The organism is Massilia niabensis (assembly GCF_042655085.1).
Classification (GTDB): domain Bacteria; phylum Pseudomonadota; class Gammaproteobacteria; order Burkholderiales; family Burkholderiaceae_D; genus Telluria; species Telluria niabensis.
Genome location: NZ_JBHSMU010000019.1, coordinates 188,509 through 215,159, shown reverse-complemented (window position 1 = coordinate 215,159; position 26,651 = coordinate 188,509). Strand labels below are relative to the sequence as shown.

Annotated in this window: 23 protein-coding genes; 12 read left to right on the top strand and 11 right to left on the bottom strand. The window is 66.9% G+C overall.

The features are described 5' to 3' along the window. Positions 1–33: 33 nt before the first annotated feature. The 4 genes from ACFPN5_RS24275 to ACFPN5_RS24260 all read right to left on the bottom strand — a co-directional run bounded on the left by ACFPN5_RS24275 (position 34) and on the right by ACFPN5_RS24260 (position 4,418). Positions 34–930 (bottom strand): DMT family transporter, encoded by an 897-nt coding sequence (locus ACFPN5_RS24275; RefSeq protein WP_379786422.1) that lies wholly within the window; start codon positions 928–930, stop codon positions 34–36. 64 nt (positions 931–994) lie between these two features. Then, positions 995–2,635 carry an L-aspartate oxidase gene (gene nadB / locus ACFPN5_RS24270; protein WP_379786421.1) on the bottom strand — a complete coding sequence of 547 codons (1,641 nt, stop codon included), beginning with the start codon at positions 2,633–2,635 and terminating at the stop codon, positions 995–997. A 98-nt stretch (positions 2,636–2,733) separates the two neighbouring features. Beyond that, on the bottom strand, positions 2,734–3,555 hold the full coding sequence (locus ACFPN5_RS24265; RefSeq protein ID WP_379786420.1) for an alpha/beta hydrolase family protein: 822 nt from the start codon (positions 3,553–3,555) through the stop codon (positions 2,734–2,736). After that, positions 3,552–4,418 carry a hydrolase 2, exosortase A system-associated gene (locus ACFPN5_RS24260; protein ID WP_379786419.1) on the bottom strand — a complete coding sequence of 289 codons (867 nt, stop codon included), beginning with the start codon at positions 4,416–4,418 and terminating at the stop codon, positions 3,552–3,554. The genes ACFPN5_RS24265 and ACFPN5_RS24260 overlap by 4 nt, the downstream gene beginning before the upstream one ends. Before the next feature lie 224 nt (positions 4,419–4,642). On the opposite strand from ACFPN5_RS24260, the gene ACFPN5_RS24255 reads away from it, so the two are divergent. Next, positions 4,643–6,280, top strand: a complete 1,638-nt coding sequence (locus ACFPN5_RS24255) for an AMP-binding protein (RefSeq protein ID WP_379786418.1) — start codon at positions 4,643–4,645, stop codon at positions 6,278–6,280. Beyond that, positions 6,277–8,154, top strand: a complete 1,878-nt coding sequence (locus tag ACFPN5_RS24250; RefSeq protein ID WP_379786417.1) for an asparagine synthase-related protein — start codon at positions 6,277–6,279, stop codon at positions 8,152–8,154. The genes ACFPN5_RS24255 and ACFPN5_RS24250 overlap by 4 nt, the downstream gene beginning before the upstream one ends. Positions 8,155–8,184: 30 nt before the next feature. On the opposite strand, the gene ACFPN5_RS24245 is transcribed toward ACFPN5_RS24250, so the two are convergent. Next, positions 8,185–9,387: a glycosyltransferase gene (locus ACFPN5_RS24245; RefSeq protein WP_379786416.1), complete on the bottom strand. Its 1,203-nt coding sequence runs from the start codon at positions 9,385–9,387 to the stop codon at positions 8,185–8,187. Between the two features lie 438 nt (positions 9,388–9,825). Between ACFPN5_RS24245 and ACFPN5_RS24240 the strand changes: the two genes are divergently transcribed. The 3 genes from ACFPN5_RS24240 to ACFPN5_RS24230 all read left to right on the top strand — a co-directional run bounded on the left by ACFPN5_RS24240 (position 9,826) and on the right by ACFPN5_RS24230 (position 12,870). Further along, positions 9,826–10,599: an N-acyl amino acid synthase FeeM domain-containing protein gene (locus ACFPN5_RS24240; protein WP_379786415.1), complete on the top strand. Its 774-nt coding sequence runs from the start codon at positions 9,826–9,828 to the stop codon at positions 10,597–10,599. After that, positions 10,596–12,242, top strand: coding sequence for an FAD-binding oxidoreductase (locus ACFPN5_RS24235; protein ID WP_379786414.1), 1,647 nt, complete (start codon positions 10,596–10,598; stop codon positions 12,240–12,242). Before ACFPN5_RS24240 ends, ACFPN5_RS24235 begins: the two co-directional genes overlap by 4 nt. Positions 12,243–12,345: 103 nt before the next feature. Continuing rightward, complete coding sequence (locus tag ACFPN5_RS24230) at positions 12,346–12,870, top strand: pyridoxamine 5'-phosphate oxidase family protein (protein WP_379786413.1); 525 nt, start codon at positions 12,346–12,348, stop codon at positions 12,868–12,870. On the opposite strand, the gene ACFPN5_RS24225 is transcribed toward ACFPN5_RS24230, so the two are convergent. After that, positions 12,867–13,214 carry a hypothetical protein gene (locus ACFPN5_RS24225; RefSeq protein WP_379786412.1) on the bottom strand — a complete coding sequence of 116 codons (348 nt, stop codon included), beginning with the start codon at positions 13,212–13,214 and terminating at the stop codon, positions 12,867–12,869. The two genes, ACFPN5_RS24230 and ACFPN5_RS24225, sit on opposite strands and share 4 nt — an antisense overlap. A gap of 40 nt (positions 13,215–13,254) precedes the next feature. Next, a complete protein-coding gene (locus ACFPN5_RS24220) occupies positions 13,255–13,698 on the bottom strand; it encodes a DUF411 domain-containing protein (RefSeq protein WP_379786411.1) in 444 nt (147 codons plus the stop codon). Between the two features lie 65 nt (positions 13,699–13,763). Here ACFPN5_RS24220 and ACFPN5_RS24215 point away from each other — a divergent pair, with 65 nt between their 5' ends. Together ACFPN5_RS24215 and ACFPN5_RS24210 are read left to right on the top strand one after the other, a co-directional pair. Next, entirely contained in the window at positions 13,764–14,153 is a 390-nt protein-coding gene (locus ACFPN5_RS24215; RefSeq protein WP_379786410.1) for a DUF2784 domain-containing protein, read from the top strand. Positions 14,154–14,398: 245 nt separating this feature from the next. Further along, positions 14,399–15,799: an amino acid permease gene (locus tag ACFPN5_RS24210; RefSeq protein ID WP_379786409.1), complete on the top strand. Its 1,401-nt coding sequence runs from the start codon at positions 14,399–14,401 to the stop codon at positions 15,797–15,799. Between the two features lie 92 nt (positions 15,800–15,891). Here the strand turns inward: ACFPN5_RS24210 and ACFPN5_RS24205 are convergent, their stop codons facing one another. Beyond that, a complete protein-coding gene (locus tag ACFPN5_RS24205) occupies positions 15,892–16,494 on the bottom strand; it encodes an isochorismatase family protein (RefSeq protein ID WP_379786408.1) in 603 nt (200 codons plus the stop codon). A gap of 124 nt (positions 16,495–16,618) precedes the next feature. Here ACFPN5_RS24205 and ACFPN5_RS24200 point away from each other — a divergent pair, with 124 nt between their 5' ends. The 4 genes from ACFPN5_RS24200 to ACFPN5_RS24185 all read left to right on the top strand — a co-directional run bounded on the left by ACFPN5_RS24200 (position 16,619) and on the right by ACFPN5_RS24185 (position 22,413). Then, entirely contained in the window at positions 16,619–17,782 is a 1,164-nt protein-coding gene (locus ACFPN5_RS24200) for a tyrosine-type recombinase/integrase (protein ID WP_379786407.1), read from the top strand. A 399-nt stretch (positions 17,783–18,181) separates the two neighbouring features. After that, positions 18,182–18,781: an NAD(P)H:quinone oxidoreductase gene (gene wrbA / locus ACFPN5_RS24195; protein ID WP_379786406.1), complete on the top strand. Its 600-nt coding sequence runs from the start codon at positions 18,182–18,184 to the stop codon at positions 18,779–18,781. A gap of 669 nt (positions 18,782–19,450) precedes the next feature. Continuing rightward, the gene (locus ACFPN5_RS24190) at positions 19,451–20,968 is read left to right on the top strand and encodes a BCCT family transporter (protein WP_379786405.1); all 1,518 of its coding nucleotides are present in this window, start codon (positions 19,451–19,453) and stop codon (positions 20,966–20,968) included. A 14-nt stretch (positions 20,969–20,982) separates the two neighbouring features. Next, on the top strand, positions 20,983–22,413 hold the full coding sequence (locus tag ACFPN5_RS24185) for a DUF389 domain-containing protein (RefSeq protein WP_379786404.1): 1,431 nt from the start codon (positions 20,983–20,985) through the stop codon (positions 22,411–22,413). Positions 22,414–22,558: 145 nt separating this feature from the next. Here the strand turns inward: ACFPN5_RS24185 and ACFPN5_RS24180 are convergent, their stop codons facing one another. Together ACFPN5_RS24180 and ACFPN5_RS24175 are read right to left on the bottom strand one after the other, a co-directional pair. Continuing rightward, on the bottom strand, positions 22,559–22,753 hold the full coding sequence (locus ACFPN5_RS24180) for a hypothetical protein (RefSeq protein ID WP_379786403.1): 195 nt from the start codon (positions 22,751–22,753) through the stop codon (positions 22,559–22,561). 59 nt (positions 22,754–22,812) lie between these two features. Continuing rightward, the gene (locus tag ACFPN5_RS24175) at positions 22,813–24,096 is read right to left on the bottom strand and encodes a cation:proton antiporter (RefSeq protein ID WP_379786402.1); all 1,284 of its coding nucleotides are present in this window, start codon (positions 24,094–24,096) and stop codon (positions 22,813–22,815) included. A gap of 465 nt (positions 24,097–24,561) precedes the next feature. On the opposite strand from ACFPN5_RS24175, the gene ACFPN5_RS24170 reads away from it, so the two are divergent. Beyond that, the gene (locus ACFPN5_RS24170; protein ID WP_379786401.1) at positions 24,562–24,957 is read left to right on the top strand and encodes a hypothetical protein; all 396 of its coding nucleotides are present in this window, start codon (positions 24,562–24,564) and stop codon (positions 24,955–24,957) included. A 685-nt stretch (positions 24,958–25,642) separates the two neighbouring features. Here ACFPN5_RS24170 and ACFPN5_RS24165 read toward each other — a convergent pair. Next, positions 25,643–26,644: a LysR family transcriptional regulator gene (locus tag ACFPN5_RS24165; protein ID WP_379786400.1), complete on the bottom strand. Its 1,002-nt coding sequence runs from the start codon at positions 26,642–26,644 to the stop codon at positions 25,643–25,645. Positions 26,645–26,651: the final 7 nt, after the last annotated feature.

The window sequence follows — 26,651 nt, the reverse complement described above, 5'->3', positions numbered from 1 at the left end:
CCTCAGGGACCATGTAGTCTGGAAACAATCCCTTCAGCGCGCGGACACGGCGATGCCGCCGACGATCAGCGCAAAGGCCAGCGCGTGGTAGAGGTGCGGCGCTTCGCCCAGGAAAGTCGACGACAGCAGCGCCGCGAACAGCGGCGTCAGGTTCACGAAAAAGGCGCCCACGGTCGGCCCGGCGCGCTGCACGCCGGCGCCCCAGGCACGCATGGCGAGGATGGCCGGGCCGACCGCGACGTAGAGCAGGGCGGCGGCCAGCGGCCAGCTCCAGGCGATCTCGATGCCGGTCACTGCGGCTTCGGCGCCGCTCAGCGCGACCGACCACAGCACGCCGAAGGCCACCTGGGCCAGCAAAAAGGCGGCCCAATCGCCGCGCAGGGCCGGCACATCGCGCTGCTGCATCAGCATCCAGCTGTAGAAGGCCCAGGCAATCGTCGCCAGGATCATGTAGAGGTCGCCCGGCACCAGGCGCAAGGCCGCGAGCTGGGCCAGGTCGCCGCGGCACAGCACGACCAGCACGCCGGCGATCGACAGCGCGGCCCCGGCCACCTGTTTGGGCCTGACCTGGACCCCGAAGAACAGGCGCCCGACCAGCAACATCCAGACCGGCATGCCGGAGGCGACCAGCGTCACGTTGATCGGGGTGGAGCTTTGCAGGGCCAGGTATTGCAGCGAGTTGTAGAGGCCGATGCCGAGCAGGCCCAGCATGCTGTAGCGGCGCCAGTTGGCCAGCACCCCATTCTCGGGGCGCAGGGCGGCACGGCCGAGCGGCAGCAGGATCAGGAGCGCCAGGCTCCAGCGCAGCAGGTTGAGCGTCATCGGCGGCACCGCCTCGCGCACCAGGCGGCCGACGATAGCGTTGCCGGCCCAGAGCGCCGGCGCGGCCGTCAGGAGCAGGGCCGTGGAGAGTGTCAGTTTCGGTTTCATAAGCAAAACGAAGACAGCCCGCGATGAGGCGGGCTGTCCATGGAATAGTAATTCAGGTCGCGGTTCAGCGGCGCGCTGGCGTCAGCACGCTCGGCAGCGCCTTCGGCAGCGTGTCAGGATAGTCGCGCGAATAATGCAGGCCGCGGCTTTCGTGACGCGACAGCGCACTGTTGACGATCAGCGAGGCCACATCGACCAGGTTGCGCAGTTCCAGCAGGTCGTGCGTGATACGGAAGTTGCGGTAGTACTCGTCGATCTCTTCCTTCAGCAGCGCGATCCGGTGCTGGGCGCGCTCGAGGCGCTTGGTGGTGCGCACGATGCCGACGTAATTCCACATGAAGCGGCGCAGCTCGTCCCAGTTGTGGGCGATCACGACTTCCTCGTCGGCGTTCGTCACGCGGCTTTCGTCCCACGGCGGCAGCACCGGGTTTTCCAGGCGCGGAGCGGCGGCGATCTGGCTGGCGCAGGCGCGGCCGACGACGACGCATTCGAGCAGCGAGTTGCTCGCCAGGCGGTTCGCGCCGTGCAGGCCGGTGCAGGCGGTTTCGCCGACCGCGTACAGGCCGGGGATGTCGGTGCGCCCGGCCAGGTCGGTGACCACGCCGCCGCAGGTGAAGTGGACGGCCGGCACGACAGGGATAGGTTCTTTGGTGATGTCGATGCCCAGTTCCAGGCAGCGCGCGTAAATCGTCGGGAAGTGTTCCTTCAGGAACTCAGGGCTCTGGTGGCTGATGTCGAGGTGCACGTAGTCGAGGCCGCGCTTCTTCATCTCGAAGTCGATGGCCCGGGCGACCACGTCGCGCGGGGCCAGTTCACCGCGCTCGTCGTGGGCCGGCATGAAGCGCGTGCCGCCGGCCAGCGAGGTGTCGGGCGGCAGTTTCAGCAGGCCGCCTTCGCCGCGGATGGCTTCGGTGATCAGGAAGGATTTCGCGTACGGGTGGTACAGGCAGGTCGGGTGGAACTGCATGAACTCCATGTTCGAGATGCGGCAGCCGGCGCGCCAGGCCATGGCGATGCCGTCGCCGGTGGCGGTGTCGGGGTTGGTCGTGTACAGGTAGACCTTGCCGGCGCCGCCGGTGGCCAGCACCGTGTGCTCGGCCTCGAAGGTGAGCACCTGGCCGTTTTCCACGTCCTGCACGTACAGGCCGTGGCAGCGCGGCTGGCCAACCAGGTGCGGAATCCCGCCATGAACCGCGCCGTGCCCGCCTTTGCCCGTCAGCTTGTCCGAGGTGATGACGTCGATCGCGCAGTGGTGTTCGAACAGGGTGATGTTCGGGTGCGCGCGCACCTTCTGTTCCAGCGTGGCCTGCACCGCGTGGCCGGTGGCGTCGGCGGCGTGGATGATGCGCCGCTGGCTGTGGCCGCCTTCGCGGGTCAGGTGGAAGCCGAGTTCGGCACTGGCGTCGCGCGTGAAGGGCACGCCCTGTTCGATCAGCCATTCGATCGCGGCGCGCCCGTTTTCGACGATGTAGCGTGTGGCGGCCTCGTCACACAGGCCGGCGCCGGCGACCAGGGTATCGGCGATGTGCTGGTCGTGGCTGTCGCCCGAGTCGAGCACGGCGGCAATGCCGCCCTGGGCCCAGCTGCTGGCGCCGTCGAGCAAGGCACGCTTGGAAATGATCGCAACCGAGCGCGTCTGCGCAAGATGCAGGGCTACTGACAGGCCGGCCAGGCCGCTGCCGACGATTGCAACGTCAAATTTCATGGAAAGTTTAATATTTGTACAGAAGCATCACTATAGACGATTTGCGTCCGATGCGTTCTGCAAGGACCGCGCAGGACCGGTGCCTGCCGGTCCCGCACTCACCACGAGCTGAGCCAGCTGGCGCAGGCAAAGGCGACCGCCTCGCGCCAGGCGCTGCCGGCCGAGTCGGCGCAGGCCGCGATCTGGACCCGGCGGCAGTGCGGGCCCTGGTGTTCGAGTGCGCAGGTGCTGCCGGCTGCGCTCCCCGCAGTGCCGCCTCCCGTGCCTCCCGCCGCGCTTCCTGCCGAGACCAGCAGCACGCGCCCGCCGAAGGCGCCGGCGGCCGGGCTGGCGCCGCCCGTAACGGGGGCGGCGGCCGTGGCGCGTTCCTGGGCCCGTTCGGCGGCGCGCCGGAAGGCCGAGGCCCGGCGGAACAGGCGCTCGGCGGCTGAGCGGAAGCCGGGGCGCGGCGGCGCCGTGGCGCCGGCAGGAGCGGTGGCCGAGGTGATGGCCAATGCGGGCGGCAACAGCGGATCGAGCAGGGCCAGTCCCGTGACGCGCGGATCGCCGGCCGCGTAGCGGGCGGCCAGGGGCGCCGCATCGCCGGGGGCGAGGATGACCGATTCCTTCATTTCCGGCACGTGGAAGAAGAATTCTTTCATGGCGGCGGCAATGTCCTCGCCGGACTGCGCGCTCCCCGGGCCGCCGGCGTCGCCCTCGCTGTCGCCGAAGCCGCGCCGGTCGAAGCGCATCACGGCAATCCCGCGCCCGGCCAGCAGGCGCGAGAGCAGGGTGAACTGGCGGTGGCTGCCCGCGCGGTACTGGGTACTGTCGGGCAGCACCAGCATCCCGCGCGCGAGCGGACGCTCGGGAACGTCGACGATCGCGATCAGGCCGGCGCCGGCCGCATGGAAGCGCAGGGCGCGCTGTTCGAGTTTCATGCCGGGTCTCCGGAAAACAGGTCGCATGTGGCTGCGCGCAGGGAGGGAATGTCGAGCTCGCCTCGGCCGGCCCAGCCGGGTGCGCCGTCGAGCGGGTGGAAGTGCAGCTTGACGCCGGCCGGCGCCCAGCGTGCGGCCAGGCGCGCCGCGCTGGCCGCCGTCTTCGATGCCGCCGCGCCGACCGGGGCGCCGGCCGGCCCGCCCGCCTGTGCGAACCAGTGCACGGTGCAGGGCGGCAGGCTCAGGCCGGCGGCGTCGCAGGCGTCCACCGCCTTGACCAGCGGTACCGCCACCTCGTAGCCGCCGACCTCGATCGCGCCGTGCACCGCAAGCTGGGCGCGCAGGGCCGCGGTACTGCGCGGCCCGCCCGGCGCCGGATTGCGCAACTGCGGCGACATGCGCAGGAATTCGTTGATGCAGGCGCGCCCGCTCATGAAAGGCTGCCACAGCAGCACCGAACGCGGGCGCAGGCGCGCGGCCGCGTCGAGCGCCAGCAGGCCGCCGAGGCGCATGCCCCACAGCGTCAGCGGTCCGCTGTCGCGCTCGGCCAGCCAGTTGGCAGCCAGCAGCAGGTCGTCGTGCCAGATTTGCCAGCGCCCGGCGTTGAACTCGCCGCAGCTATCGCCGCAGCCAAACAGGTCGATCTGCAGCACGGCATAGCCGAGCGCCGCGAACGCGCGCGACTGCTGGGCCGCCATGCGCCGTGTGCGGTTCAGCTCTTCGGCAAAGGGGTGCACGTAGAGGATGGCGCCGCGGGGAGCGACCTGGGGATTCGGCGCATGGTACAGGCTGAAACGCGTGCCCGGCCTGGCATCGAAGAAGAACGGCTCCACGCGGGGCGTGGTCAGCAGCGGGGCATTCATTGGCTGGCGTCTCCTGCACTCGGTGGGCTCGCCGCAAGGGTTTTGCGTGTCGAAGCGGTTACTCGTTGTAACGATCGTGCATTTATGTCAATTAGACACGCGTGACACCGCCGGATCTTGCGCGCTGACAGGACGAACCTCCGGACATCTGTTGAGCGGAATCAATAACCCGCTTGCAGTTTTTCTGAATCATAGATTTCTTTTGAGCATGATCGGAGGAACCCATGGTCCAGTTGGCCCACGAATTAGTGGACGAAGCCGCGGCGCGCTCGCCGGCCGCCCTTGCCCTGCGCCATGGCGCCGATCGGATCAGCTATGCGGCCCTGGCCGGCGCCGCCGCCAGGGTGGCCGCCGCCCTGCGTGCGTGCGGGGCCGGAACCGACGAGCGTGTTGCGGTGCGGCTCCCGGCCTGCCCGGCCTTTGTGATGACCCTGCTGGGCGCCTGGGCCGCCGGCTGCGCCGTCGTGCCGATCGACCCCGATCTCGATGACGAGCGCTGCGCGGCGCTGCTGCGCGACTGCGGGGCGGGCGTGCTGGTTGCCGGGGCGGCCGATCTTGCCAGCCTGAACGGGGTGCTGCAGGCCTGCCCAATGCTGCGCACGGTCGTTGTCCATGGCGGCGCTGCGCCCGCCAATACCGTGCCGCGTATGCTCGACTGGGAAGCCTTCCTGGCCATCCCGGGCGGCGCGGCCGGGGCGCCGGCCGCGGCGGCGCTGGCCACGCTGTTGTATCGCATCGACGCCGGGGGTGAGCCGCGCGGCATGGCCTTGTCGCACCGCAACCTCGTGGCGGGTGCGCAAGCGACGCTCCGCTGCGCCGCCCTGGGAACGGGCGACCGTGTCCTCAGCGCGCTGCCGCTGCACAGCGACTACGGCCTGAACGCCTTGCTCGCCACCTTCGCCGCCGGGGCGACCGCCGTGCTCGATACGGCTTGCGCGGACCCGTACTCGGACTCGGACTCGGACTCGGACGCTGGCAAAGCGCTCGAACGGCTGCTCGACACCGGCGAGGCGAGCGGCCTGTTCGCCTCCCCCGCGACCCTGAAGCAGCTGGCCGGCCTCCAACTGGCACGGGCGGCCGGCTGCCTGCGCTACCTGGTCTGCGCCGGGGGCGGACTCGACCGGGAGGCGCTCGAGGTCCTGCGTGGCGCGCTGCCGCGCACCCGCATCCACCTGCTGTACGACATTGGCGATGCCTGCCGCTCGACCAGCCTGATGCCGTCCGCGCTCGACGAACGTCCCGGCTCGATCGGGCAGGCCTTGCCGTATTCGGAGTGGCGGGTGCTGCGCCCCGACGGGCGCGAATGCGCGGCCGGCGAAGCCGGGGAACTCGTGCGCTGCGGCGCGCTCGTCACGCTCGGCTACTGGAACGACCCGCAACGCAACACCCGGCACTTCCGTGCGTTGCCCGCCATGCCCGGCCTTTCGCGGCGCGAAACAGGTTACTATCCCGGCGTTTGCGCGCGCAAGGATCCCGACGGCTTCCTGTACCTGGTCGACACCCGCAGCGACATCATCATCACCCAGGGCTACCGCGTCAGCCCGCGCGACGTGGAAAAGATCGTGGTCGGCACCGGCCTCGTGGCCGAGGCGGCGGCGGTCGGCGTCGCCCATCCGGTGCTGGGGCAGGTGATCGCGGTGCTGGCCACGCCCCGTCCGGGCGCGCGGCTCGATTCGTCGATCCTGTTCGGCGCCTGCCAGGCACGCCTGCCGCGGCACATGCTGCCGGCCATGGTCGACGTGCGCCGGGCGCCGCTGCCGCGCGCAGGCGATGGCCAGATCGACCGCGCGCTGCTGGCCGGCGAACTGGCGCCCCTGTTCGCGGAGGTAACTGCGGAGGTGACTGCGGAGGTGCGGCCATGACCGGGCTGTGCGGCTGGTTCTCGACCGAGCCGCCCGCCTTGCCGCTGGCGGACATGGCGGCCCCCTTCGGTGTCGCCGTGCCCCTGCGCACCGGCGTCCACAGCCTGGGCGCGGCCGCGGTGTCGGGCGGCAGTCATGAAGCGGCCCTGTACCACGAGGATGGCCTGCTGATCGCCCATTGGGGCGAGCGGGTTGATGGGCTGGCGGAGCTGGCGCGGCTGTGGCGCACCCATGGCGCCCAGGCCTGCGCGGCACTGTCGGGGCATTTCGCCTTCGCCATCGTCGACGAGCGGCGGGCCGAAGCGCTGCTGGCGGTGGACCGCTGCGCTACCCGGCCGCTGTTCTACCAGACGGTCGGGCGCACCCTGCTGTTCGCCAGCAGCATGGAGACGCTGGCGCGCCACCCCGGCGCCGGGCGCGAGCTCGACCCCCAGGCCGTGTTCGACTACCTCTACCTGAACGCCGTGCACGGTCCGCGCACCATGCATGCGGGCGCACGGCGCCTGGCGCCCGGCGAGCGCCTGCACCTGCGCGCCGGGCGCTTCGAGCGGATGCACTACTGGCGCATGCGCTACACCGAGCACGCCGCCCACGATGCGCCGCACGGCGCGCTGGCCGATGCGCTGCACTGCGCGCTGGGCGCTGGCCGCACGTCGCACTCGCCCTCGCAGCGCCCGGTTGGGCTGATGTTCGCCGGCGGCGCCGGCAGCGCGCTGCTCGCGGCGCGGCTGGGGCGTGCCGCCGAAGCGGCGCCGGCCACCTACACGGTCGGCTACGGCCACCAGGCGGGCGCCATGCTCAATCGGGCGCGCGCGAATGCCGGGCGCCTCGGGACATGGCACCGCGAGACCGTGATCGATGCCGACGACGTGGCCGATGCGGTGGCCGCGCTGGCGCTGGCGTCCGACGCTCCCTGCGGCGATCCGGCCGCGGTGGCAATGCTGTTTGCCGCGCGCATGGCGCGGGAGGACGGCGTGCGCCGCCTGGCCTGCGGCATCGGCGCGGCCCAGCTGTTCGGCTGCAGCCAGCAGCATGCAAGCCTGGCCCGCGCGGGCCGCTATGAACGCCTGCCCGGCGCGCTGCGCCAGCTCCTGATCGAGCCGCTGCTGTTCGGGGCCGCCGCCAGGCTGCCGGGCGCCTTCGAGCGCATGCGCGAGCGCATCGAACTGTCGATGGCCCCGGCGCCGATGCGCCTGCGCCGCGGCAATGCACTGCTGGCGCACGGCACGGCGGCCGTGTTCGAGCCCGGTTTTCTCGAACTGGTCGACCCGGGCGCCCCGGGCGCTGCCCAGGAGCAGGCCTGGTGGCTGGCGCAGGGGCGCAGCAGCGTGAATCGCGCGGTCAACCTGGAACTGCAGGGCGACCTGCCGTGCCGGCTGCTGCCCGCGTTCACCGCGGCCTGTTCTTCAAGCGGCGTCGCCCCGGCGTTTCCTTACCTTCACGACGCGGTGGTGGCGATGTCGGCCTGCCTGGCGCCGCGCCACAAGACACCGGGGGGCGCGCGCGACCTGTTTGCACGGGCCCTGCGCGAGGCAGGCGTCAGGCTGTCCGTGACCCCCGACCCCGCGCCGCCGCTGCCGTTCGGCACCTGGCTGCAGGGCGACGCCCGCCTGCGCGCGCTGGCCTACGACAGCCTGGCCGCACTTGCAGGGCGCGGCATCGTGCGGCGCGAATTCATCGACCTGCTGCTGGCGCGCCGGCTGCCCGAAGACCCGGTGCTGCACGGCCGGACCGTCTGGCAGCTGATGATGCTCGAAGCGTGGTTTGCGCGGCGGCGCCACGGCGGCTTTGCTCCGGCAGTGACAAATCGGGAGGCGGCGGCGCCGGCGCAAGCGGACTCGAACGCCGCGGCGGGCGTGGCCTTGCCTATATAGAAGTGTGGGAGGCGCGCCGTGGCGCGCCGCTCAAGTCGCGGCGAGCGCGTCGTATACCGCCAGGTAGCTGCGCGCCATCGCCGGCAGGCTGTGGTGCGCGATCACCTGGCCACGGGCACGGGCCCCGTGGCGCGCGCCCATTTCGGGGATGCGGCAATAGTCGGCGATCGCGGCCGCCATGACGTCGGGCGACATGGGCGGCACCAGGATGCCCGTCAGGCCCGGCTGCACCAGTTCCTTGTGCACCCCGACCGAGGTGGCGACCACCGGCAGCCCGGTGGCCATCGCCTCGAGCAGCGCATTGCCGCTGCCTTCGGCCAGGGCCGGCAGCACCATCAGGTCCATCGCGCGCAGCAGCCGCGCCGTGTCGGCACGCTCGCCTGGCAGCCAGGCCCGGTGCGCGGCGCCTGCGCGCTCGAGCATGGCCTGGCATTCCTCGCGCATCGGGCCGTCGCCGATGATCATCAGGCGCAGGCGGGCATGGGCCGGGTGCTGCGACGAGATCAGGCGCAGGAAGGCTTCGACCAGGGTCATGTCGTTGTTGGCGTCGTCCATGCGACCGACGCAGCCGATCACGAAGGCATCGTCGCGCATGAAGCCGTCCGGCCCGACGGCCGCGTGGGGCCCGAGGCGCGGGTGGAACTCCAGGCTGTCAACGCCGTGCGCGATATGCGACACGCGCGAGGGCTCGGCGCCGACCTGTTCGATCAGCCAGCGTTCCTGTTCGGCGCTGGCGGCAATGTAGTGGCCGACCAGCGGGCGCAGGAGCCGACGCAGACCCGGCCGCAGCAGGCCGGGCTGGCGCCTGTGGTGCGGCTCGTGCGGCACGAACGGCTCGAGCGGATCGCGCCCGTATTCGCCGTGCACGCGCAGCTTGATGCCGGCGAGCGCCGCCGCGAGCTGTCCCTCGAGCCCGCCCAGGTTGCGGGTATGGACCAGGTGCGGGCGCAGGCTGCGCAGCGCGCGCACCATGCGCAGGAAGTGGCCGGGATCGGCGCCATCGCGCTTGTGCAGGTCGATCACCTCGACGCCGCGCTCGCGCAGATGCGCATGGTAGATGCTGTGCTCGCGCAGGCAGAGCACCGCGTGCCGGTAGCGTTCGGCGGGGGTATGGTTGACCAGGTCGAGCAGGGCCGAGCCCGCGCCGGCGGCGTCGAGCCGGTTCACCACATGGGCGACGAGCCGTGGTTCGTCGAGCGAACGGGCCAGGCCGGAAGGAGGGCGATTACCCATGGCAGGGGACCGGCAGGCGGCTGGACGGGTTGCAGCCGGGGGGGCATCGGACAATCATGGCCGCACAGCGAACGAAGGTGGCGGAAGTGTCAGCTGGCTGGAGCGAAGGAACAGCATTGCAGGGTCTCCGGTGAAAGCCTGGCCGCGGCACGCTTCAAAGGGCCGTCCGGCGATTATATGGCTGCGCGGCCCACGCTTCCGGCAACACGGTTCCACCCTTGATACCTGTCAAACAGATCATTTTTCCGCGCAACGCTCGGCGCCTGGGCGCCTGGAAAACGCTCAATGCTTGTGACAAATTTCTCCCGAGCTTGACCTAGATTCAGATGGGACATATCCGCCGAAAATGGCGGGAACCGTGCTACTGCTGACCTTGTCTGACTGCCAGCTTGACCGTTTTCGCCAATGACGGCGGGACGCCATCCGGAGGAGACAAGTATGCTGGTAGAAGAAACACCGATCGCAAGCTTCCACACCCCGCCGGCCCCCGTGGCCGGCCTGGCCCAGGCGCTGGCACCGGGCACGCCTGGCTCGGCGGACCCCGCCCATGCCGGGTTCCAGGTATTCAACGTCCGCCTTGCGATCTCGGCCGAGCGCCGTGCGGACGCCGGCGTGCTGCTGCAGCGCATGTATGCGTGGCGCGGCTATGCGGTCGAGGCAGGCGCAGGAGGCGGCAATGCGGGCAACAAGTTCACCCTGTACGCGGAAACCGGAGGCGAGCTGGTCGGCACGGTAAGCCTCTACCTCGACCGGCATGGCGTGCTGCCGGCCGACGAGCACTTCGGCGACCGCCTCGCGCTCCTGCGGCGCGAAGGGCGGCGCCTGTGCGAGCCGTCGCGCCTGGCCATCGACAAGGGCATGTCCAAGCGCGTGTTCGCCGCGCTCATGCATATTTCTCACCTGTACGCCTCCAGGCTGCACGGCTGCACCGATTACGTCATCGAGGTCAACCCGCGCCACGTGGCGTTCTACCGGCAGGTGCTGGGCTTCGCCGAGTTCGGTGCGCAGCGCCATTGCGACCGCGTCGGCGCCCCGGCGGTACTGCTGCACCTGCCGATCGACCACATGAGCGCCCAGATCGCGAAGTGGGCCGGCACCCTCGAACAGCACGGCGCCGAGCGCTCGTTCTATCCGTATTTCTTCCCGCTGCGCGACGAGGCGGGTATCACGGCGCGCCTGGCCGCGCTGTGCGGTCCGGGAGAACGCGCATGAGTAAACTCAACGACCTCCATCATCCCGCGCGCGTGACCGAGGCGCTCGCCGCCATGGCCGCCGTCGTCGGCCCCGCCCACCTGGCAAGCGACGACGCCACCCGTGAGCGCTATGCCCACAGCACGGCCGCGCGCCCGGTGCTGCCGCTGGCGGTGGTGCGCCCCGGCAACGCGGACGAAGTCGCGCAGCTGGTCAGGATCGCGTCCCGCTTCGCGCTCGCCGTCTATCCCGTCAGCACGGGCAAGAACTGGGGCTATGGCGACGCCTGCGCGGTCGGCGCCGGCCAGGTCCTGCTCGACCTGTCGCGCATGAACCGCATCGTCCAGGTCGACGCGGAACTGGCGTACGCCGTCATCGAGCCGGGCGTGACCCAGCACCAGCTCTCGAGCTTCCTGCGCGAACGGGGCCTGCCGCTGTGGGCGGACTGCACCGGCGCCGGCCCGGACACCAGCTATGTCGGCAACATCATGGAGCGCGGCTTCGGCCATTCGCCCTACGGCAATCGCCTGCAGCATGTGGCCGGCATGGAGATCGTGCTGGCCGACGGCGAGGTGCTCAAGACCGGGTTCGGCCACTACCGCAACGCGCGCACGGCCCACCTGTTCCCGTATGGGGTCGGGCCCTTCCTCGACGGCCTGTTCACGCAGTCGAACATGGGCATCGTCACGCAACTGGGCATCTGGCTCATGCCGCGGGTCGAGTGCGTGAACCACTTCCTGTGCAGCGTACCGGCGCATGGCGACATCGCGGCGGTCGTCGACGCCTTGCGGCCCCTGCGGCTCGATGGCACCCTGCGCAGCATCCTGCATATCGGGAACGACATGCGTGCCCTGTCCGGTGGCGGCGTCTTCCCGCGCGCACAGGTGCCGCAGGGAGCGCGCCTGCCGGAAGCGCTGCGCGGTGCAATGTGCCGGGCGGCCGGGGTCAAGCCCTGGACCGTGTCCGGCGCCCTGTATGGCTCGCATGCCCAGGTTGCCGCTGCGCGCCAGGCGCTGCGCCGGGCCCTGCGCGGCACGCCGGCACGCACCATCTTCATCACCGAACGCAAACTGCGGATCGGGGGACTGCTGGCCCGGGCCTTCGGCGACACCCGGATCGGCCGCCAGCTCGGCACCAGGGTGGCGATTGCGCAGTCGCTGTTCGGGATGAACCACGGCACGCCGAGCGGACGCTTCCTGGCTGGCGCTTACTGGCGGCGGCGCGGCGGGCTGCCGAAGACGTTTCCACAGGCGGCCGACCCGGCGCGCGACAATTGCGGCCTGCTATGGGTGTCGCCCGTGCTGCCGCTGCGCGGCACCGACATGCTGGCAGTGCACGACCTGGCCCAGACGGTCTTCTGGAAGCACGGCTTCGACCTGTTTGCGACCTTCAGCATGATCAACGAACGCGCCCTGGGCGGCGTGCTGACCGTGGCCTACGACAAGGACGACCCCGAGGAGACCGCGCGTGCCCGGGCCTGTCACGACGAAGTGTTCGGGCGGATGATGGACGCCGGCTATATCCCTTACCGTGTCGGCAACCACTCGATGGGCCAGCTCGATCCCGACGGCGACACCTACTGGCGCACGGTGGCCCGCATCAAGGCTGCGCTCGACCCGGCCGGCATCCTCGCACCGGGACGCTACCAGCCGGGCGCGCGATGACGGGCAGGGCGAATGGCGGGGCGGGGCGAAAAGGTTCGGCCCCGCACGGAGCGCGCCGCCGATACGGTCTAGTATGTAAATTCATTTACATGAAGGAGATGCCATGTCCACGAACGCTTCCGCACAGGTCGCCGCGCTGGCCGACAAGATCAGCTCGATGCGCTTTGCGATGTTCACCACGGTCGACGAACACGGCCACCTGATCAGCCACCCCATGACGAACCAGGAAACGGACGACCAGGGCGGCTTGTGGTTCTACACCTCGATCCACACTCCGCTCTGGCAGAATATCGCCGTCCAGCCCGAAGTGAACGTCAGCTTCGCCCAGCCCGACGACAGCCTGTACGTCTCGATCAGCGGAACGGCCGAGCGCGTGGTCGACCGCGAACGGATCCGCGCGCTGTGGAACCCGATGGTGCAGGCCTGGTTCCCGCACGGGCCCGAGGACGAGCATGTGGTTCTGGTGCGCGTGGCGCCGCACAGCGCCGAATACTGGGACTCGAACGACAGCAAGATGGTGCGCCTGTTCCAGATGGCGAAAGCTGCCATGACCGGCACCACCCCGGACGTCGATCCGGGTGAGCACGGCATGATCAAGCTGCAGGAGTCGGTCCCGCCAGTGCGTTAGCCCGGGGGGAGATCGTCCTGGGACTGGTTGGCGCCGCTTTCCCGGCTGCCGATGCCGGTCCCGGTTCCCCCGCCTTGTTCCGGCCGGGTGTCGAGTGCGCCACGCGCGCCCGTTTGCAGGGCGCTCTCAGGGGCGCCGGCCTGGCTGGCAGGGGAGGCGGGCTTGCCTGTGCCGTCGTCCTGAATCTCGCCGTGGCTGTGCGTCAGCTGTGCGCCGCCACTGCCGCCGGTTTCGGCCTGCGTTTCATGCGACGGCGTGGCGCCGGCCTGGCCGCTGGTCGCGCCACCGATGCCGATCGTCGTCGAGTCCTGGCTGCTTCCTGGTGTAGTTGTCGGTTCTGCCATGCTGTTCTCCTTGGGTGTAATCCTGCCAATCATACGCCGCTTACTCGTAGCGCTTGAACACTGCAGTCTTGCCATCCTTTTTCACGAGCAGCACATCGTATGGATCGCTGCGCGGCCCTTCCATGCCCGGGGAGCCGAGCGGCATGGCAGGCACCGCCAGTCCGGTCGCCTTCGGTTTGCTGGCCAGCAGCCGTTTGATCTCGGCCGCGGGCACATGGCCTTCCAGCGCATAGCCGCCGACCCGCGCGCTGTGGCAGGAGCCAAGCTCCTGCGGAATGCCGAATTTCTCGCGGTAGTCGCCGGGATCGGGCACATCGTGCGCCTTGACCGTGAATCCGTTCGCTTCGAGATGCTTGACCCATCCCTTGCAGCAACCGCAGCTGGCGGTCTTGTAGACCTCGACGGTGGGTTTCGCGGCGCCCGCGAGGGCCGGCAATGCGATCAGGCCGGCGGCAAGCAGCGGCAAAAAACGTGGGCTGGACATACGGGTTCCTCCATAATTCAATTAACCATGTATTCGATCGTCCATATTACAGCGCGGAGGCGTTCATGAGCTATGCGCTAGCGTCGGCGCTGGTGCTGCTGGTTCACCTGGCCTTCGTCCTGTTCGTCGTTTTCGGCGCCGCCTTGCTGCCGCGCTGGCCGCGCCTGGTGTGGCTGCACCTGCCGGCCGCGGCCTGGGGCGTCTTCGTCGAACTGACCGGGCGCGGCTGCCCCTTGACCGCGCTCGAGAACCTGCTGCGCGTGCGCGCCGGGCTGGAGGGCTACCCGGAGAGCTTCATCGAACACTACATCCTGTGGCTGCTGTACCCGGGCGCTCTGACGCGCGATACCCAGCTTCTGCTCGCCGCCGGCGTGGCTGCCATCAACCTCATCCTGTACGGATGGGTCTTCCTGCGGGCCTCCCGGCGCCGGGCGCGCGGGCTCGGCACCCCCTGAAAACCGTCCCGTATGCTGTTGCCATACGGCGAGCTTGCTCAACCGGGGTTGGCGGAGCAATAATGCGGATGTGCTGGCTTATTGTTATCGCTTTTCGGTGCGTGCGTACATACGCGGGCGCCGACATGGTGTTTCGATCGGTGCAGCGTTTGGAGGATGAACGACAGCAAAGCGGGGGAAGCCGACCAATGAGACCCGGCGCCTTCCCTGGAGGAGAAAGATAATGAAAAACAGGAGAACACGTAGTGAGTATTTTTAGGACGAAAAATCTCGATACCATGGTCGCGGATGCCCGCGCGCCGGGCGGGTTGAAGAAGGTCCTCGGACCGATGGACCTGATCCTGATGGGTATCGGGGCAATTGTCGGCACGGGTATTTTCGTGCTGACCGGCACCGGCGCCGTCACGGCCGGCCCGGCGCTGACCCTTTCCTTCATCATCGCTGCCGTGGCCTGCGGCTTCGCCGCCCTGTGCTATGCGGAATTTGCCTCAAGCGTGCCGGTAGCCGGCTCGATCTACACCTATTCCTACCTGACACTGGGCGAACTCGTGGCCTGGATGATCGGCTGGGACCTGCTGCTGGAATACGGCCTGGCCACCTCGACGGTGGCAGTGGGCTGGTCCGGCTACTTCCAGTCGCTGCTGGCGGGCGTCGGCGTCGTCCTGCCCGAAGCCTTGCGCGCCGCGCCAGGCGCCCAGCCTGGTGTCGACACCGTGTTCAACCTGCCGGCCTTCCTGATCATGATCGTCCTGACCTTCATGCTCTCGCTCGGCGTGCGCGAATCGGCTCGCGTGAACAACGTGATGGTCCTGATCAAGACCGGCGTCGTCCTGCTGTTCATCGTCGTCGGCGTCAACTACGTCAAGCCGGAAAACTGGCAGCCGTTCATGCCGTTCGGCGCAGGCAGCGTGATGAGCGCGGCCGCACTCGTGTTCTTTGCCTTCATCGGCTTCGACGCCGTGACCTCGGCTGCCGAGGAAGTCAAGAATCCATCGAAAGACCTGCCGATCGGCATCATCGGCTCGCTGGCGGTCTGCACCGTGCTGTACGTGGCGGTGTCGGCGATCATGACCGGCATCGTGCCGTTCATGAACTTCAAGGGCGTTGACCACCCGGTGTCGCTGGCGCTGCAGTACGCGGGCCAGGACTGGGTTGCCGCCTTCGTCGACGTGGCAGCGATCCTGGGCATGAGCACGGTGATGCTGGTGATGGCCTACGGCCAGACCCGCATCCTGTACGCCATGTCGCGCGACGGCCTGCTGCCGGCCAAGCTGTCGACCGTGCACCCGAAATACGGCACCCCGTACTTCGCCACCTGGCTGGTCGGCATCGTCTTCGGCCTGATCGCCGCCGTCGTGCCGCTGGGCGTGCTGGCGGAACTGGTGAACATCGGTACCCTGGCAGCGTTCTCGCTGGTGTCGGTGGCCGTGATCATCCTGCGCAAGACCCGTCCCGACCTGCCGCGCGCCTTCCGCTGCCCGGGCGTGCCGGTCGTCCCGGCCCTGGCGATCATCTTCTGCCTGGCGCTGATGTCCTTCCTGAGCGCCACCACCTGGATCGCCTTCGGCATATGGCTGCTGCTTGGCCTGGTGATCTACTTCGTCTATGCGCGCCACCACTCGAAACTGAACGGCAAGAAAGCGTAACCGCTGCAAGCACAGCCCGGCTTCGGCCGGGCGAATTCCTACCAGCCTGACCGGCGGCGTACGCTGCGGTCAGGTTTTTTATTAGCGCAAGCTCAGGCGCCGGCCGCCTCCCCGACCAGCTCGTCCACCTGCACGGGTTGCGCCCCCCGCTCGACCATCCGGCCGATCGCGCGCTCGCCGTCTCCCGCCTGCACCTCGACTGCGCGCATGGCTTCCGGGACGATCAGGACCTCGAAGCCGTCCGTGCGCGCGTCCAGCGCCGTATTGAGCACGCAGTAATCGGTGGCGAGCCCGCACACGACGACGCGCCTGACGCCGCGTGCGCGCATCTGCCTGGCCAGTCCCGTCCCGTTGAAGGCCGAGTAGGCATCGACGTCGGCCGTGTCCGCCTTCGAGACGATGGTCGCGCCGGGCGGCAGTTGCAGCGCGTCGGAAAACGCGGCCCCGCGGGTGCCGGCGACGCAATGCGGGGGCCAGGGGCCGCCGCGCGCCCCGAACGAGCAGTGATTCGCGGGATGCCAGTCGCGCGAGGCGTAGACCGGCAGGCCCTGCTGCGTGAAGAGCTCGAGGAGCCGGTTGATCGGTGCCAGCACCTGGTCCCCGTTTGGCACGCCGAGGCTGCCGCCTGGCAGAAAGTCGTACTGCATGTCGACGATGAGCAGGGCATCGGTCGGTTCGAGGTGCAGGGGGTTCATGGTTGATCCTTGTCAGGGTGGTAAGAAGAGGGCGGCCCGGCTTGGCATGTTTGCAAGACGAATATGGATGTGCATGAGGGCTCGTGCTATACTGTACAAAAATACAGTAGTTTGCAGCCCAGCCATGACAAAATTCCTCCCTATCGACCTGAGACCGCCCGCGCCCGACGCCGGTGAAGCCGCGCCCAGCGGCCGCCTCGACGTCAAGATGTTCCGGGTCGCCGACGACCCGATTACCGAAGCCCAGACCGATATCGAGATCGCCCGCGAGTTCATCGCCAATGGCGAACTGAGCGCCAAGTCGATTGCCAACACCGAAAAGGAACTATATCGCTTTCTGACCTGGTGCCGCGAAGAAGCAAAGAAAACCCTGGCCCAGCTGAACGTCGCGGACCTGAACGCCTACAAGGAATTCCTGCGCAACCCGCCGCCGGACTGGATCTCGAAGACCAAATGGCCGCGCAGCGACCCGCGCTATCGCCCGTTCACCGGGCCGCTGTCGGACCCGAGCCGGCGCCAGGCAATGATCGCCGTCAAGGGCTTGCTCGCGTTTGCCGAGCATACCGGCTACCTGCGCCGCAACCCCGGCGCCCTGGTGCGCAACGTGCGCGCACCGCTGGCCAGCCGCATCACGCGCTACCTCACACCGGAAGCCATCGCGCTTGCGGTGGCGATCGTATCGCGCCGCCTGCCCGATTCCCCGGCCGCCTTGCGCCGGCGCGAGCGCGACCGTTTCCTGCTGGTCGCATTTGCCCATACGGGCGCGCGGCTGAACGAACTCGTTGGTGCGGACATGGGCGCCATTTATACCGAGGGCAATGGTCGCTGGTGGATCGATGTGCTGGGCAAGGGGAACAAGCCGCGCCGCCTGCCGGTGCCCGAGGAAATGCTCGACGCCTTCCGGCAGTATCGCGAGGCGTTCGGCTTGCCGCCGCACACTGTGCGTGCCGACCGCATGCCGCTCGTGCTGTCGAGCAGGAGCCGCACGGTGAGGCGCCTCACCGACGAGGCGGCGGCCGAGGCCCTGAAAGGGGTCTTCGCCGAAGCGGCATCGGCGGCGACACAGGCAGGGGAGGCCGATATTGCGGCCAGCCTGCGCCACGCGTCCGTGCATTGGCTGCGCCACAGCATGCTGACCAACCACGCGAACAATGGCGTGCAGCTGAAAACGCTCCAGGACACGGCAGGGCATGCCAACATCGCCACCACGGCGGCCTACCTGCACAAGACCGATCACGAACGGCACGACGAGATCATCGCCTCGGTCGAGAAGAAGCGCGAGAAGTGACAGTGCTGGAATGTGTCCGGGATTGTTCCGGCGGCGCGCAAGCGCAGGCCGGTCTCGGCAGGCGCCGCCGTGGACGCGAATTCCTGACGAGGCCATGCGCAACCGATTGCGGCGGGGCACTCCGGCAAGAAACGTAACTAACCAACAGAGCGTTTTTAAAAAACCATCATCTTTAACGCCACCGACTACGAAAACAATCGCGATACTCGCCCAAGCGACCAAGGAAGAGGGTTTTGAACCGCCTGGAAAGTATCCCAAAGAATCAAGGCAGGCTTTGACGGAGCTGTTCCGGACGAGCCGCCCCGCGGGATAGGGGTAGCATAGGCAGCGCGCGGATGAACTGCCGACTGCAGGCAGTCGCCGTCATCCTTTTTACATTTCATTGTCGAGGAGAGTCGCATGGCGAAGGTACTGGTTCTGTATTACTCCACCTATGGCCACATCGAGCAGATGGCGAACGCCATGGCCGAAGGTGTGCGGGCGGCCGGGGCGGAAGTAGTGGTCAAGCGGGTGCCGGAAACGGTTCCCGAGGCCGTTGCCCGGAATGCCCATTTCAAGCTGGACCAGCAAGCACCGATCGCGACCGTCGACGAGTTGCCCGGCTACGACGCCATCATCATCGGCGCGCCCACCCGCTACGGCCGCATGCCGTCGCAGATGGCCACCTTCCTCGACCAGACCGGCGGCCTGTGGGCGCGCGGCGCTCTGCACGGCAAGGTCGGCGCCGCCTTCACCTCGACCGCCACCCAGCACGGCGGCCAGGAGACAACGCTGTTCTCGATCATCACCAACCTGCTGCACTTCGGCATGGTCGTGGTCGGCCTGCCATACAGCTTCGCCGGCCAGATGACCCTCGACGAAATCACCGGTGCCAGCCCCTACGGCGCCAGCACCATCGCAGGCGGCAAGGGCGAGCGCCAGCCCAGCCGGAATGAACTGGACGGGGCGCGCCACCAGGGGCAGCTGGTGGCGGCGACGGCGATCAAGCTGTTCGGTTGAGGGCAGGGTCCTGGCCGCGACCAGAGCGCCCATGCAACTGGACAGGGCAAACCTGTTTGATGAGCGTAATAGGCAACTGAACGTGGTAAATCACGCGTGATGCCTCCGACCGGGTCACCAGGTTCTCCATCGGTCCCGGTCCACGTGTGCCCATGATCACATCGGCGCTGCCGCCGTACGTAACATGATCGGCGATCTGGAGGGCGGTTCCCCCGGACGGCACTGCGCCCCATGGCCGATGTTTTCAGCGGCGAGGAACTCTCGTGCAGTGGCACTCGCCTGGTCAATTCGGGTGATGCGAGCTGCGTCAGTTCGTCAGGCGACGGCGCCGCGTGCGAGCGGGAGGTCGTCGGGTCGGCTACCCGCAACAGCTCGAGCCGTACGGCCGGGTTGATGTGCATTTGTACAAATGCTTTCCAGTTGCTACAATTCATCTCCCTACGGAGCCTGGCGTTTCTGCGATCGCCCGGCGGACAAGAGCGACCGGATACCTTCGTTCCGACAGAACTTCGTCCAACAGCGGTGCCCGCTAGCGGCGCACGACTTTCCCGGGCGCGTAACGGTCGTCCCGTCCACATCCGGGACCCTTGAGGAGGAGGCGGGGTCTGCCCGCCGGGACTGAACCGGGTTTTTCCCACACGCAAAATAAACATAAAGGAGTGGGCAAACATGCAAATGCTGCTTTCTGCAGGTTTCATCCTGGCCGTCGTGTTATGGGGCATTTTTGCCCCCGGTAGCATGGGCGCCGCGTTCGACATCCTGCTGGCGGGGCTGACCCGCAATTTCGGCTGGCTGTACCTGTGGGTCGTACTGGGCCTGGTCGTATTCGCAGCCTATGTCGCCTTCAGCCGCTACGGCAACCTGAAACTCGGCAGCGAGGATGAAGAGCCCGAGTTCGGTGTCGGGAGCTGGTTCGCCATGCTGTTCGCCGCCGGCATGGGGATCGGCCTGGTGTTCTGGGGCGTTGCCGAGCCAGTATCGCATTACGCCACCGCTCCGCCGGGCACAATGTCGCACACGCCGGAAGCGGCGAATGCGGCAATGCGTTACGTGTTCTTCCATTGGGGCATTCACCCATGGGCTGTGTACAGCGTGGTGGCCCTGGCGATTGCGTTCTTCCAGTACAGGCGCGCCGGCAGTCCCCTGATCAGTACGGTGATTGGCGCCTTGCCTTGGGCGCCGGTACGGTCGATGGGTGGGCTCTTCAATGGCCTTGCCGTGGTGGCCACGGCTTTCGGCGTCGCCGCTTCGCTCGGCGTCGGTGCGTTGCAGATCAACAGTGGCCTGAACGCCGTGTTCGGCGTCGAGGTCAGCGGGGCGGCTCAGGTGACGATCATCGTCCTGACCGCCATCGTATTCATCACGTCGGCGGTCACGGGCGTCGAGAAGGGTATCCGCTACCTGTCCAACTTCAACATGAGCGTCGCAGCCTTGCTGGCCCTGATCGTGTTCCTGCTGGGACCGACGGTGGCGATCATCGATACCTTCACCAATACCCTTGGCAGCTACCTGAGCGAGATCATCCGAATGAGCCTGCGTGCAACGCCGTTCCGCGACAGCACCTGGGTCGGCACCTGGACGATCTTCTACTGGGCCTGGTGGATTTCCTGGTCCCCGTTCGTGGGACTGTTCATCGCTCGTGTCTCGCGCGGACGCACCATCCGTGAATTCATTCTCGGTACCGTGCTGGCGCCGTCGCTGGCGGCCTTCCTGTGGTTCTCGATCTTCGGCGGAACCGCCCTGCACATGGAGATCTGGCAGCATGTGCCATTGGCGGAAGCTGTGAAGGCGGATGTGGCGACCGGCCTGTTCGCCATGTTCGATGCGATGCCGTTCGGGCTGGTGATGTCGGTACTCGCCACATTGCTTGTGTTCGTCTTTTTTGTCACGTCCGGAGACTCGGCCGTGCTGGTACTTGGCATGATGAGTACCGGCGGCAACCCGAACCCGCCCCGCAAAATCAAGGTGCTCTGGGGCGTGCTGGTGGCAGGCATTGCGATCAGCCTGCTGCTGGCGGGTGGACTGAAGGCCGTGCAGAGTGCCACCATACTGTTCGCATTACCGTTTGCCCTGGTGATCGTCCTGATGGTGATTTCCCTGTGGCGCGCCCTGCGGGAAGACTGGCTGGAGGAAGCGCGGCGCGAACGCGAACTGAAGCGCCGTATGCGCGAGATGATCGTCACATAGTCATGGACCAGCCTATGAACGCACCTCCATCCCGACCACGCTCACCCTCCCTGCGCGAGGCGATCGCCCATCGCTTCAGCCTGCTGGACGACAAGGCAGACGACGCCGAGATCGACCGCAGCTTGCGCGCCGGTGTGGAGTTGCGGGGCGCCACGCCCTGGATCCTGATGCTGGCCATCGTGATCGCCTCGGTCGGCCTGAACACGAATTCGAACGCGGTCATTATCGGCGCCATGCTCGTCTCGCCGCTGATGGGCCCGATCGTCGCGCTCGGCTACGGCATCGGTATCTTCGATTTCGCCCTGGTGCGCCGTTCGCTGGCGAACCTTGCCATCGCTGCCGGGATCAGCCTGCTCACCTCGACGCTGTACTTCATGCTGACCCCGCTCGACGAAGCCCAGTCCGAGTTGCTGGCACGGACGACCCCGTCCCTGTGGGACGTGCTCATTGCGCTGGCCGGTGGCTTGGCGGGCATCATCGGCCAGACGCGGCGCGAAAAATCGAATGTGATTCCGGGCGTGGCCATCGCGACTGCCCTGATGCCGCCGCTGTGCACGGCGGGGTACGGTTTGGCCAACGGCGACTGGGCCGCTTTCGGCGGGGCCTTTTACCTGTTCTCGATTAATTGTGTATTCATCGCTTTCGCGGCGGTCGTGGTCATCGAGTTCCTGCGCCTGCCGCATCGCAAGTTCCTCGACCCGCGCCGCGAGCGCCATGTGAAGGGCGCGCTGCTGGCCATCGTTCTGCTGACCGGCCTGCCCAGTATCTACCTGGCCGCGCGCCTGGTGGACAACGAAGTCTTCAAGAGCCGGGCGCGCGACTTCGTCCGCAAGGAATTCAAGGTGGCAAAGGTGCACGTGCTCGATACGCGCCTGACGCCGGCCTCCCACGAGATCGAGGTCACGCTGATAGGGCCGCGGCTTCCCGTATCCTCGATCAAGGCGATCGAAGCGCGCCTGCCGGCGGCGGGGTTGAAGCACGCACGCCTGTCCGTGCACCAGGCGCAGGCTGCCGACACCGACAAGATCGATGTCGGCGGCCTGAAGGCCGAACTCCTGGCCGATATCGTGCGCAACAACCAGCAGGCCCTGCAGGACAAGGATGCGGCGATCGCCGCATTGCGGAAGCAGTTGACGGGGCAGCGGGGCTGGATAGATCAGGCCGCCGCCGTGACGCGCGAGTTCGAGGCCCAGTATCCGCAATGTGGGAACGTGCTGACGGGCAGGGCGGTGCCGGCGGGGGAAGGGCAGGGAGCACCCGTGCCCTTCCTCAGCGCGGACTGCCGCCGCCTGCCCCGAGCGGACGAGGTGAAGCGGATCAATGCCTGGCTAAAGGTACGAACGGGGAGCGGGGTCGTGCGAGTCGTCCTTGCCGCCAAGCGGGGGAACATCGTGCGGTCCGCCCCGACGGGCGCGCCCTCCTTGGCGCCAGCAGAGACCGATTAGACGCAACGGCTGCAGCGCCTGACATCTTTATTGCATGCTATTCCACGCGTTATACATTTGGGCAAATTGTGTTGGCGTCACTGTGCACGTGCCAGCGGTGTTACACCGACAGTGTCGCCGAGTTACTTCGTCCTCCGCCGCCAGCTCAAGGAGCGTCCCTGATCATTGCCTGGAGTGCGACAAAACCATGAGAGGGCTTCTCGTAGTTCCCAAAAAACGTAAAGGTCACCGCACCAATCGGACGCCAGCCCGTGGCCAGGTTCGCATTGACTTCTTCTTCCAGCGCAGCGAGCGCTTCGCTGGGGTCGCTTCTTGCGCCTCGCGCAATCTTGTATTCCACCTGGTCACCTCCTGTCTTGACTGGTCGGGTGATTCGCACGTGCTTCCGTTCATGCCCGCTCAGCGCCAGTATCGGTTGAGCAGAGGCGTCACGCTTGCTCCATGCAGCAGGATCGACAGCATAATCACGGCCAGAGTTGCGTTGATCAGCTCACGCCCCAGGGATGGTGGCAAGCCATGGTTGATGGCATAGGTCAGATAGTAGATCGAACCAATGCCGCGTACGCCGAACCATGCCGTGATGGCGGTCGCGCGTCCGCCGATACCGGCACCGATCATGCTTGTGAGCACACTCAGGGGGCGCGCAATAAAGAATACGAACAAGGCCAGCAGCCACGGCCGCCACTCGGCGAGGGCCAAGCTGGCGGCGCCGCCCAACAGCAGAACCAGTGTCAGTTCGGACAAGCGTTCGAGATGCTCCTTGAACACCAGTGCGCCGCCGCTCACCGTCGGGGCGGTTGGCACCACGGCGGGCGTGTGGGCTTCATCGACCTCGGGCTCGAGCAGACCCTCGTCGTTCGTCCGGGCGTGGATCAGCCGCAACTCGGTCTGGCGCAAGGCGACGCCAGCAGCAAAAACGGCGAGGAAGCCGTAGGTATGCACCGACAAGGCGATGCCATAGGACACGCCAATCAAGCCAAGGCCAAGCAAGTCGTCGAGCACTTCGTGTTTGGCGATGCGCTTGCGTAAAGCGGCGCTCAGGTAGGCGAGGGTGGCCCCGCACGCAATGCCCACGGCAATACCGCCTGCAGTTGCCCAGGCGACATCGACGAGAAGCCACGTAGTTCCCCCCTCGCCAAGTTCATGCAGGCCCAACAGACCCAGCCCGAGCATGACGAAGGGGAAGGCACTGCCATCGTTCAGGCCTGCTTCACAGGTGAGGGTGAACCGTAGCGGATCATTGTCACCGGCATGGCGCACCTGGACGTCGGTTGCCAGCACCGGATCGGTCGGTGCCAGGATGGCGCCAAGGAGGATTGCCGCGCCAACGGGCAATCCAAGTACAAGCACACCGAAGCCCGAGATCAGGAGGACAGAGAGCGCCATCGCCAGCCAGGCAAGGCGTATCGCGGGGAGCCAGCGCGACCATGTGAACGGTACGGGCATCTTGATGCCGGCCGAAAACAGCGAGATCAGGACCGCCACTTCGGCAACGACCTCCAGCACCGGCGCTTCGCGCAGTGGATCAAAGCGGAACAGGTTGAGGAACAGCGGGCCCAGCGCCAGGCCAATGGCAAGATAAATGGTGGCCGACGTGAAAGGCAAGCGGGCAATTGTCGAGCCCCAGAGGCCGCGCGCAACCATCAGGCCGCCAACGAGCATAAACCACTGAAAATTTTGCAATGCAAGCCTTTCCACACGCGGTGGCAGCCTGGTGACCGCCACTCCGCACCTTTATCGGTTGACCATAGTCTCGCGGCGCCGCAACCTTTGTCTGTGCAGTGCACCACCAAAGCAGGCCCCGGGGAGCTTCCTGACAGCGGTAAGTTGGACAGAACGTGCGGGCACACGCCGGAGCAGGGCGGCCCGGAGCTGGAGAGGGGCACGTGTGCAGTTGGACGCCAAAGACCTCGCCGATCCAGCATATCCAGGAAGCGTTGCAGACACGGGGAAGAGGCACCGTGAAATCGATCCGCGAGCAGGCTGGATAACCGGAGCACCGAATGATCACTGAAAGTGCCCCGTCACCGGCTGCGCGATCACGGGATCGAGATCCAGGCGAAGGCAAAAGCCTTTTCCATGCGCAGCTCAGGGTGGTGGCGGCAAGGGTCAGGGCAAGATTCCCGACCAAATTAATGGATGAACTGAATGCTGCTCTACGACTTGAAAAAGCCTTGCCGCTGGCGATTGCAACCGGCGACCGGTCGACTGGCGCTTCACGATCGGCTGGCCTGGCGCAAAAACCAATGCGTCAGCCGAGCCAGCGCTGATCCGCTCAAGTGCAGACAAATCAGAGAACTCGACATTATGTTTACTATTGTCGAGTTTGGTCCGATCCAGGGCACGGGCACGGCAGTGGAGGTCTCGCAACTGCTCTGCCGCGAGCGACGGCGAGGCCAACCAGTGTGTGGGCAAGCGTTCGCCTTCGCGATGGTTCAGGCGACCTATTCCATTCATGCCGGCGCAGTCTGGTCGGATCGATGGCAACTCTGCAGGAATCGAGAGCTATCTGGCAGCTTGCCGATCGCCTGTAAAGCCTGCTAGCTCCTGTCGCGGCCGGGCTCGCCAGCGCCATGGCAGCGCTGCGAACTGATGTCGCCCGCAACGTCCCGTTTAGCGCATGACACTGTTCGCGAACCAGGGTGGCCGCCGGCGGTTCGGGATTCGCGCCCGTCCATCGTGACGGCTCGAGTCCGGGCTAGCGGGAGCTTCCTTCTTCGAGCCAGGCGCGGTCGGAGACGATGCGCCGTTCATTCGCTTCGGCGCTGCCATGCCGCATAGGAAGAGCGAAGACGGCGCTGCAGGTTCACGCTGCGTGGCGCGTGGAGCCGAGCCGCCGTCATCCTCCAGTTGCAAAATCCGGTTCGCGTTCAGCAGCGCGTAGCCGCACCGGTCGAACACGCTGACGACCTGGCAACGTTCCAGGCTGAATGCTGAATCGCAGGGCGTATCTCTGGGAGCGGCGGCGATCCAGCAGAGTGGCCCCGGCAGCGGACAAGTTCGACAGCGAAGTGCGGTCAAGTCGCCTGAAATCTGCAGGTTCGCGCCGACGTCTTTCTCGCAGCCCGGACCAGGCAGGGAACTGCTGTCCCATAGATTATCAGCCTTGCTGGAGAACGCATTTGACATAATATAGATTATGCGAAGTCATTCTTATTATCGGTAATGTCCGGGAACTCGGCCCACGCTCGCGAACAGTTGTAGAAAAGCCGGCCTCAAGCAACGGGACCTAAACGAGGGATACCCCGTTGAGTCCGCGTGTCGCGGAAAAAACGCTGCTGATAAATTCGATGAACACCGATGCACGTTGAGGAAGCAGCCGCTCGGCCGCATACAAGGCGTTCAACGGCGTGCCGACTGCCGTGTAATCGGTCAATACCGCCTGGAGTTCACCACGTTCGAGTTCGCCGGCAACCATCCATGATGGCAGATAGCCTATGCCCATGTGGCGCGAGACCGCGCGTCGAATGCCTTCCAGGCTGTTCAGCCGCAGGCGGCCGCCGACATGCACTTCGCCGGTCTTGAATGGCCAGCCCCCGCTTCCCAACAAGGTGTAGATGACGCATTCGTGGTGTAGCAGATCAGGAGGTTCGGCCGGCGCCCCATGTGCCGCCAGGTACGCCTTGCTGGCGACGCAGATACGCTCCGATGTACCGACACGACGCGCCCTGAACGCACTGTCCTTGAGTGCCCCGCCCCGAACCGCGATATCAACGCCTTCGGCGATCAAGTCGATGTAGTTGTCGCCGAGCCGCAGCTCGACTTGTACGTCCGGATAGCGGGACAGGAACTCCGGCATGGATGCCATGAGCACCTCGGTACCCAGGCTTTCCGCGCACGCCACCCGGAGCAAGCCATGAGGATTCTGTTCTCCACGCGCATCGGACTCAGCTTGCGAGATGACATCGAGTGCGTGACGTGCCTGCGCATAGTATTTCTGCCCTTCCTGCGTCATCGCCAGCTGACGCGTCGAGCGATGCAGCAAGCGCGTGTCGAGCAGTCTCTCGAGCGAGGCAATGTGCCGGCTCACATTCGGCTGGCCGATTTGCAGCTCCCTGGCGACCGCGGAGAAGCTTCCGGTTTCGACGGCTCGCACGAAGCAATGCATCCACAGCAATTTATCCATTTTGGCACGCGCCCATTCGATCCATGCAGTACAAGCATAAATGATATGACTCCCGCCTGTCTTCTCCCTCTTTCGCTCCCGCCGCACACTGAGTTCTGCGTTCACATCCAGA

What these genes read in the sequence shown, in the direction of transcription:
- ACFPN5_RS24240 (WP_379786415.1), top strand. Translation starts at nt 9,826, where the DNA reads ATGCTGGTAGAAGAAACACCGATCGCAAGCTTCCACACCCCGCCGGCC.
- ACFPN5_RS24265 (WP_379786420.1), bottom strand. Translation starts at nt 3,555, where the DNA reads ATGAAACTCGAACAGCGCGCCCTGCGCTTCCATGCGGCCGGCGCCGGC.
- ACFPN5_RS24170 (WP_379786401.1), top strand. Translation starts at nt 24,562, where the DNA reads ATGCTGCTCTACGACTTGAAAAAGCCTTGCCGCTGGCGATTGCAACCG.
- ACFPN5_RS24260 (WP_379786419.1), bottom strand. Translation starts at nt 4,418, where the DNA reads ATGAATGCCCCGCTGCTGACCACGCCCCGCGTGGAGCCGTTCTTCTTC.
- ACFPN5_RS24215 (WP_379786410.1), top strand. Translation starts at nt 13,764, where the DNA reads ATGAGCTATGCGCTAGCGTCGGCGCTGGTGCTGCTGGTTCACCTGGCC.
- ACFPN5_RS24255 (WP_379786418.1), top strand. Translation starts at nt 4,643, where the DNA reads ATGGTCCAGTTGGCCCACGAATTAGTGGACGAAGCCGCGGCGCGCTCG.
- ACFPN5_RS24245 (WP_379786416.1), bottom strand. Translation starts at nt 9,387, where the DNA reads ATGGGTAATCGCCCTCCTTCCGGCCTGGCCCGTTCGCTCGACGAACCA.
- ACFPN5_RS24190 (WP_379786405.1), top strand. Translation starts at nt 19,451, where the DNA reads ATGCAAATGCTGCTTTCTGCAGGTTTCATCCTGGCCGTCGTGTTATGG.
- wrbA (WP_379786406.1), top strand. Translation starts at nt 18,182, where the DNA reads ATGGCGAAGGTACTGGTTCTGTATTACTCCACCTATGGCCACATCGAG.
- ACFPN5_RS24275 (WP_379786422.1), bottom strand. Translation starts at nt 930, where the DNA reads ATGAAACCGAAACTGACACTCTCCACGGCCCTGCTCCTGACGGCCGCG.
- nadB (WP_379786421.1), bottom strand. Translation starts at nt 2,635, where the DNA reads ATGAAATTTGACGTTGCAATCGTCGGCAGCGGCCTGGCCGGCCTGTCA.
- ACFPN5_RS24200 (WP_379786407.1), top strand. Translation starts at nt 16,619, where the DNA reads ATGACAAAATTCCTCCCTATCGACCTGAGACCGCCCGCGCCCGACGCC.
- ACFPN5_RS24230 (WP_379786413.1), top strand. Translation starts at nt 12,346, where the DNA reads ATGTCCACGAACGCTTCCGCACAGGTCGCCGCGCTGGCCGACAAGATC.
- ACFPN5_RS24235 (WP_379786414.1), top strand. Translation starts at nt 10,596, where the DNA reads ATGAGTAAACTCAACGACCTCCATCATCCCGCGCGCGTGACCGAGGCG.
- ACFPN5_RS24225 (WP_379786412.1), bottom strand. Translation starts at nt 13,214, where the DNA reads ATGGCAGAACCGACAACTACACCAGGAAGCAGCCAGGACTCGACGACG.
- ACFPN5_RS24220 (WP_379786411.1), bottom strand. Translation starts at nt 13,698, where the DNA reads ATGTCCAGCCCACGTTTTTTGCCGCTGCTTGCCGCCGGCCTGATCGCA.
- ACFPN5_RS24250 (WP_379786417.1), top strand. Translation starts at nt 6,277, where the DNA reads ATGACCGGGCTGTGCGGCTGGTTCTCGACCGAGCCGCCCGCCTTGCCG.
- ACFPN5_RS24205 (WP_379786408.1), bottom strand. Translation starts at nt 16,494, where the DNA reads ATGAACCCCCTGCACCTCGAACCGACCGATGCCCTGCTCATCGTCGAC.
- ACFPN5_RS24185 (WP_379786404.1), top strand. Translation starts at nt 20,983, where the DNA reads ATGAACGCACCTCCATCCCGACCACGCTCACCCTCCCTGCGCGAGGCG.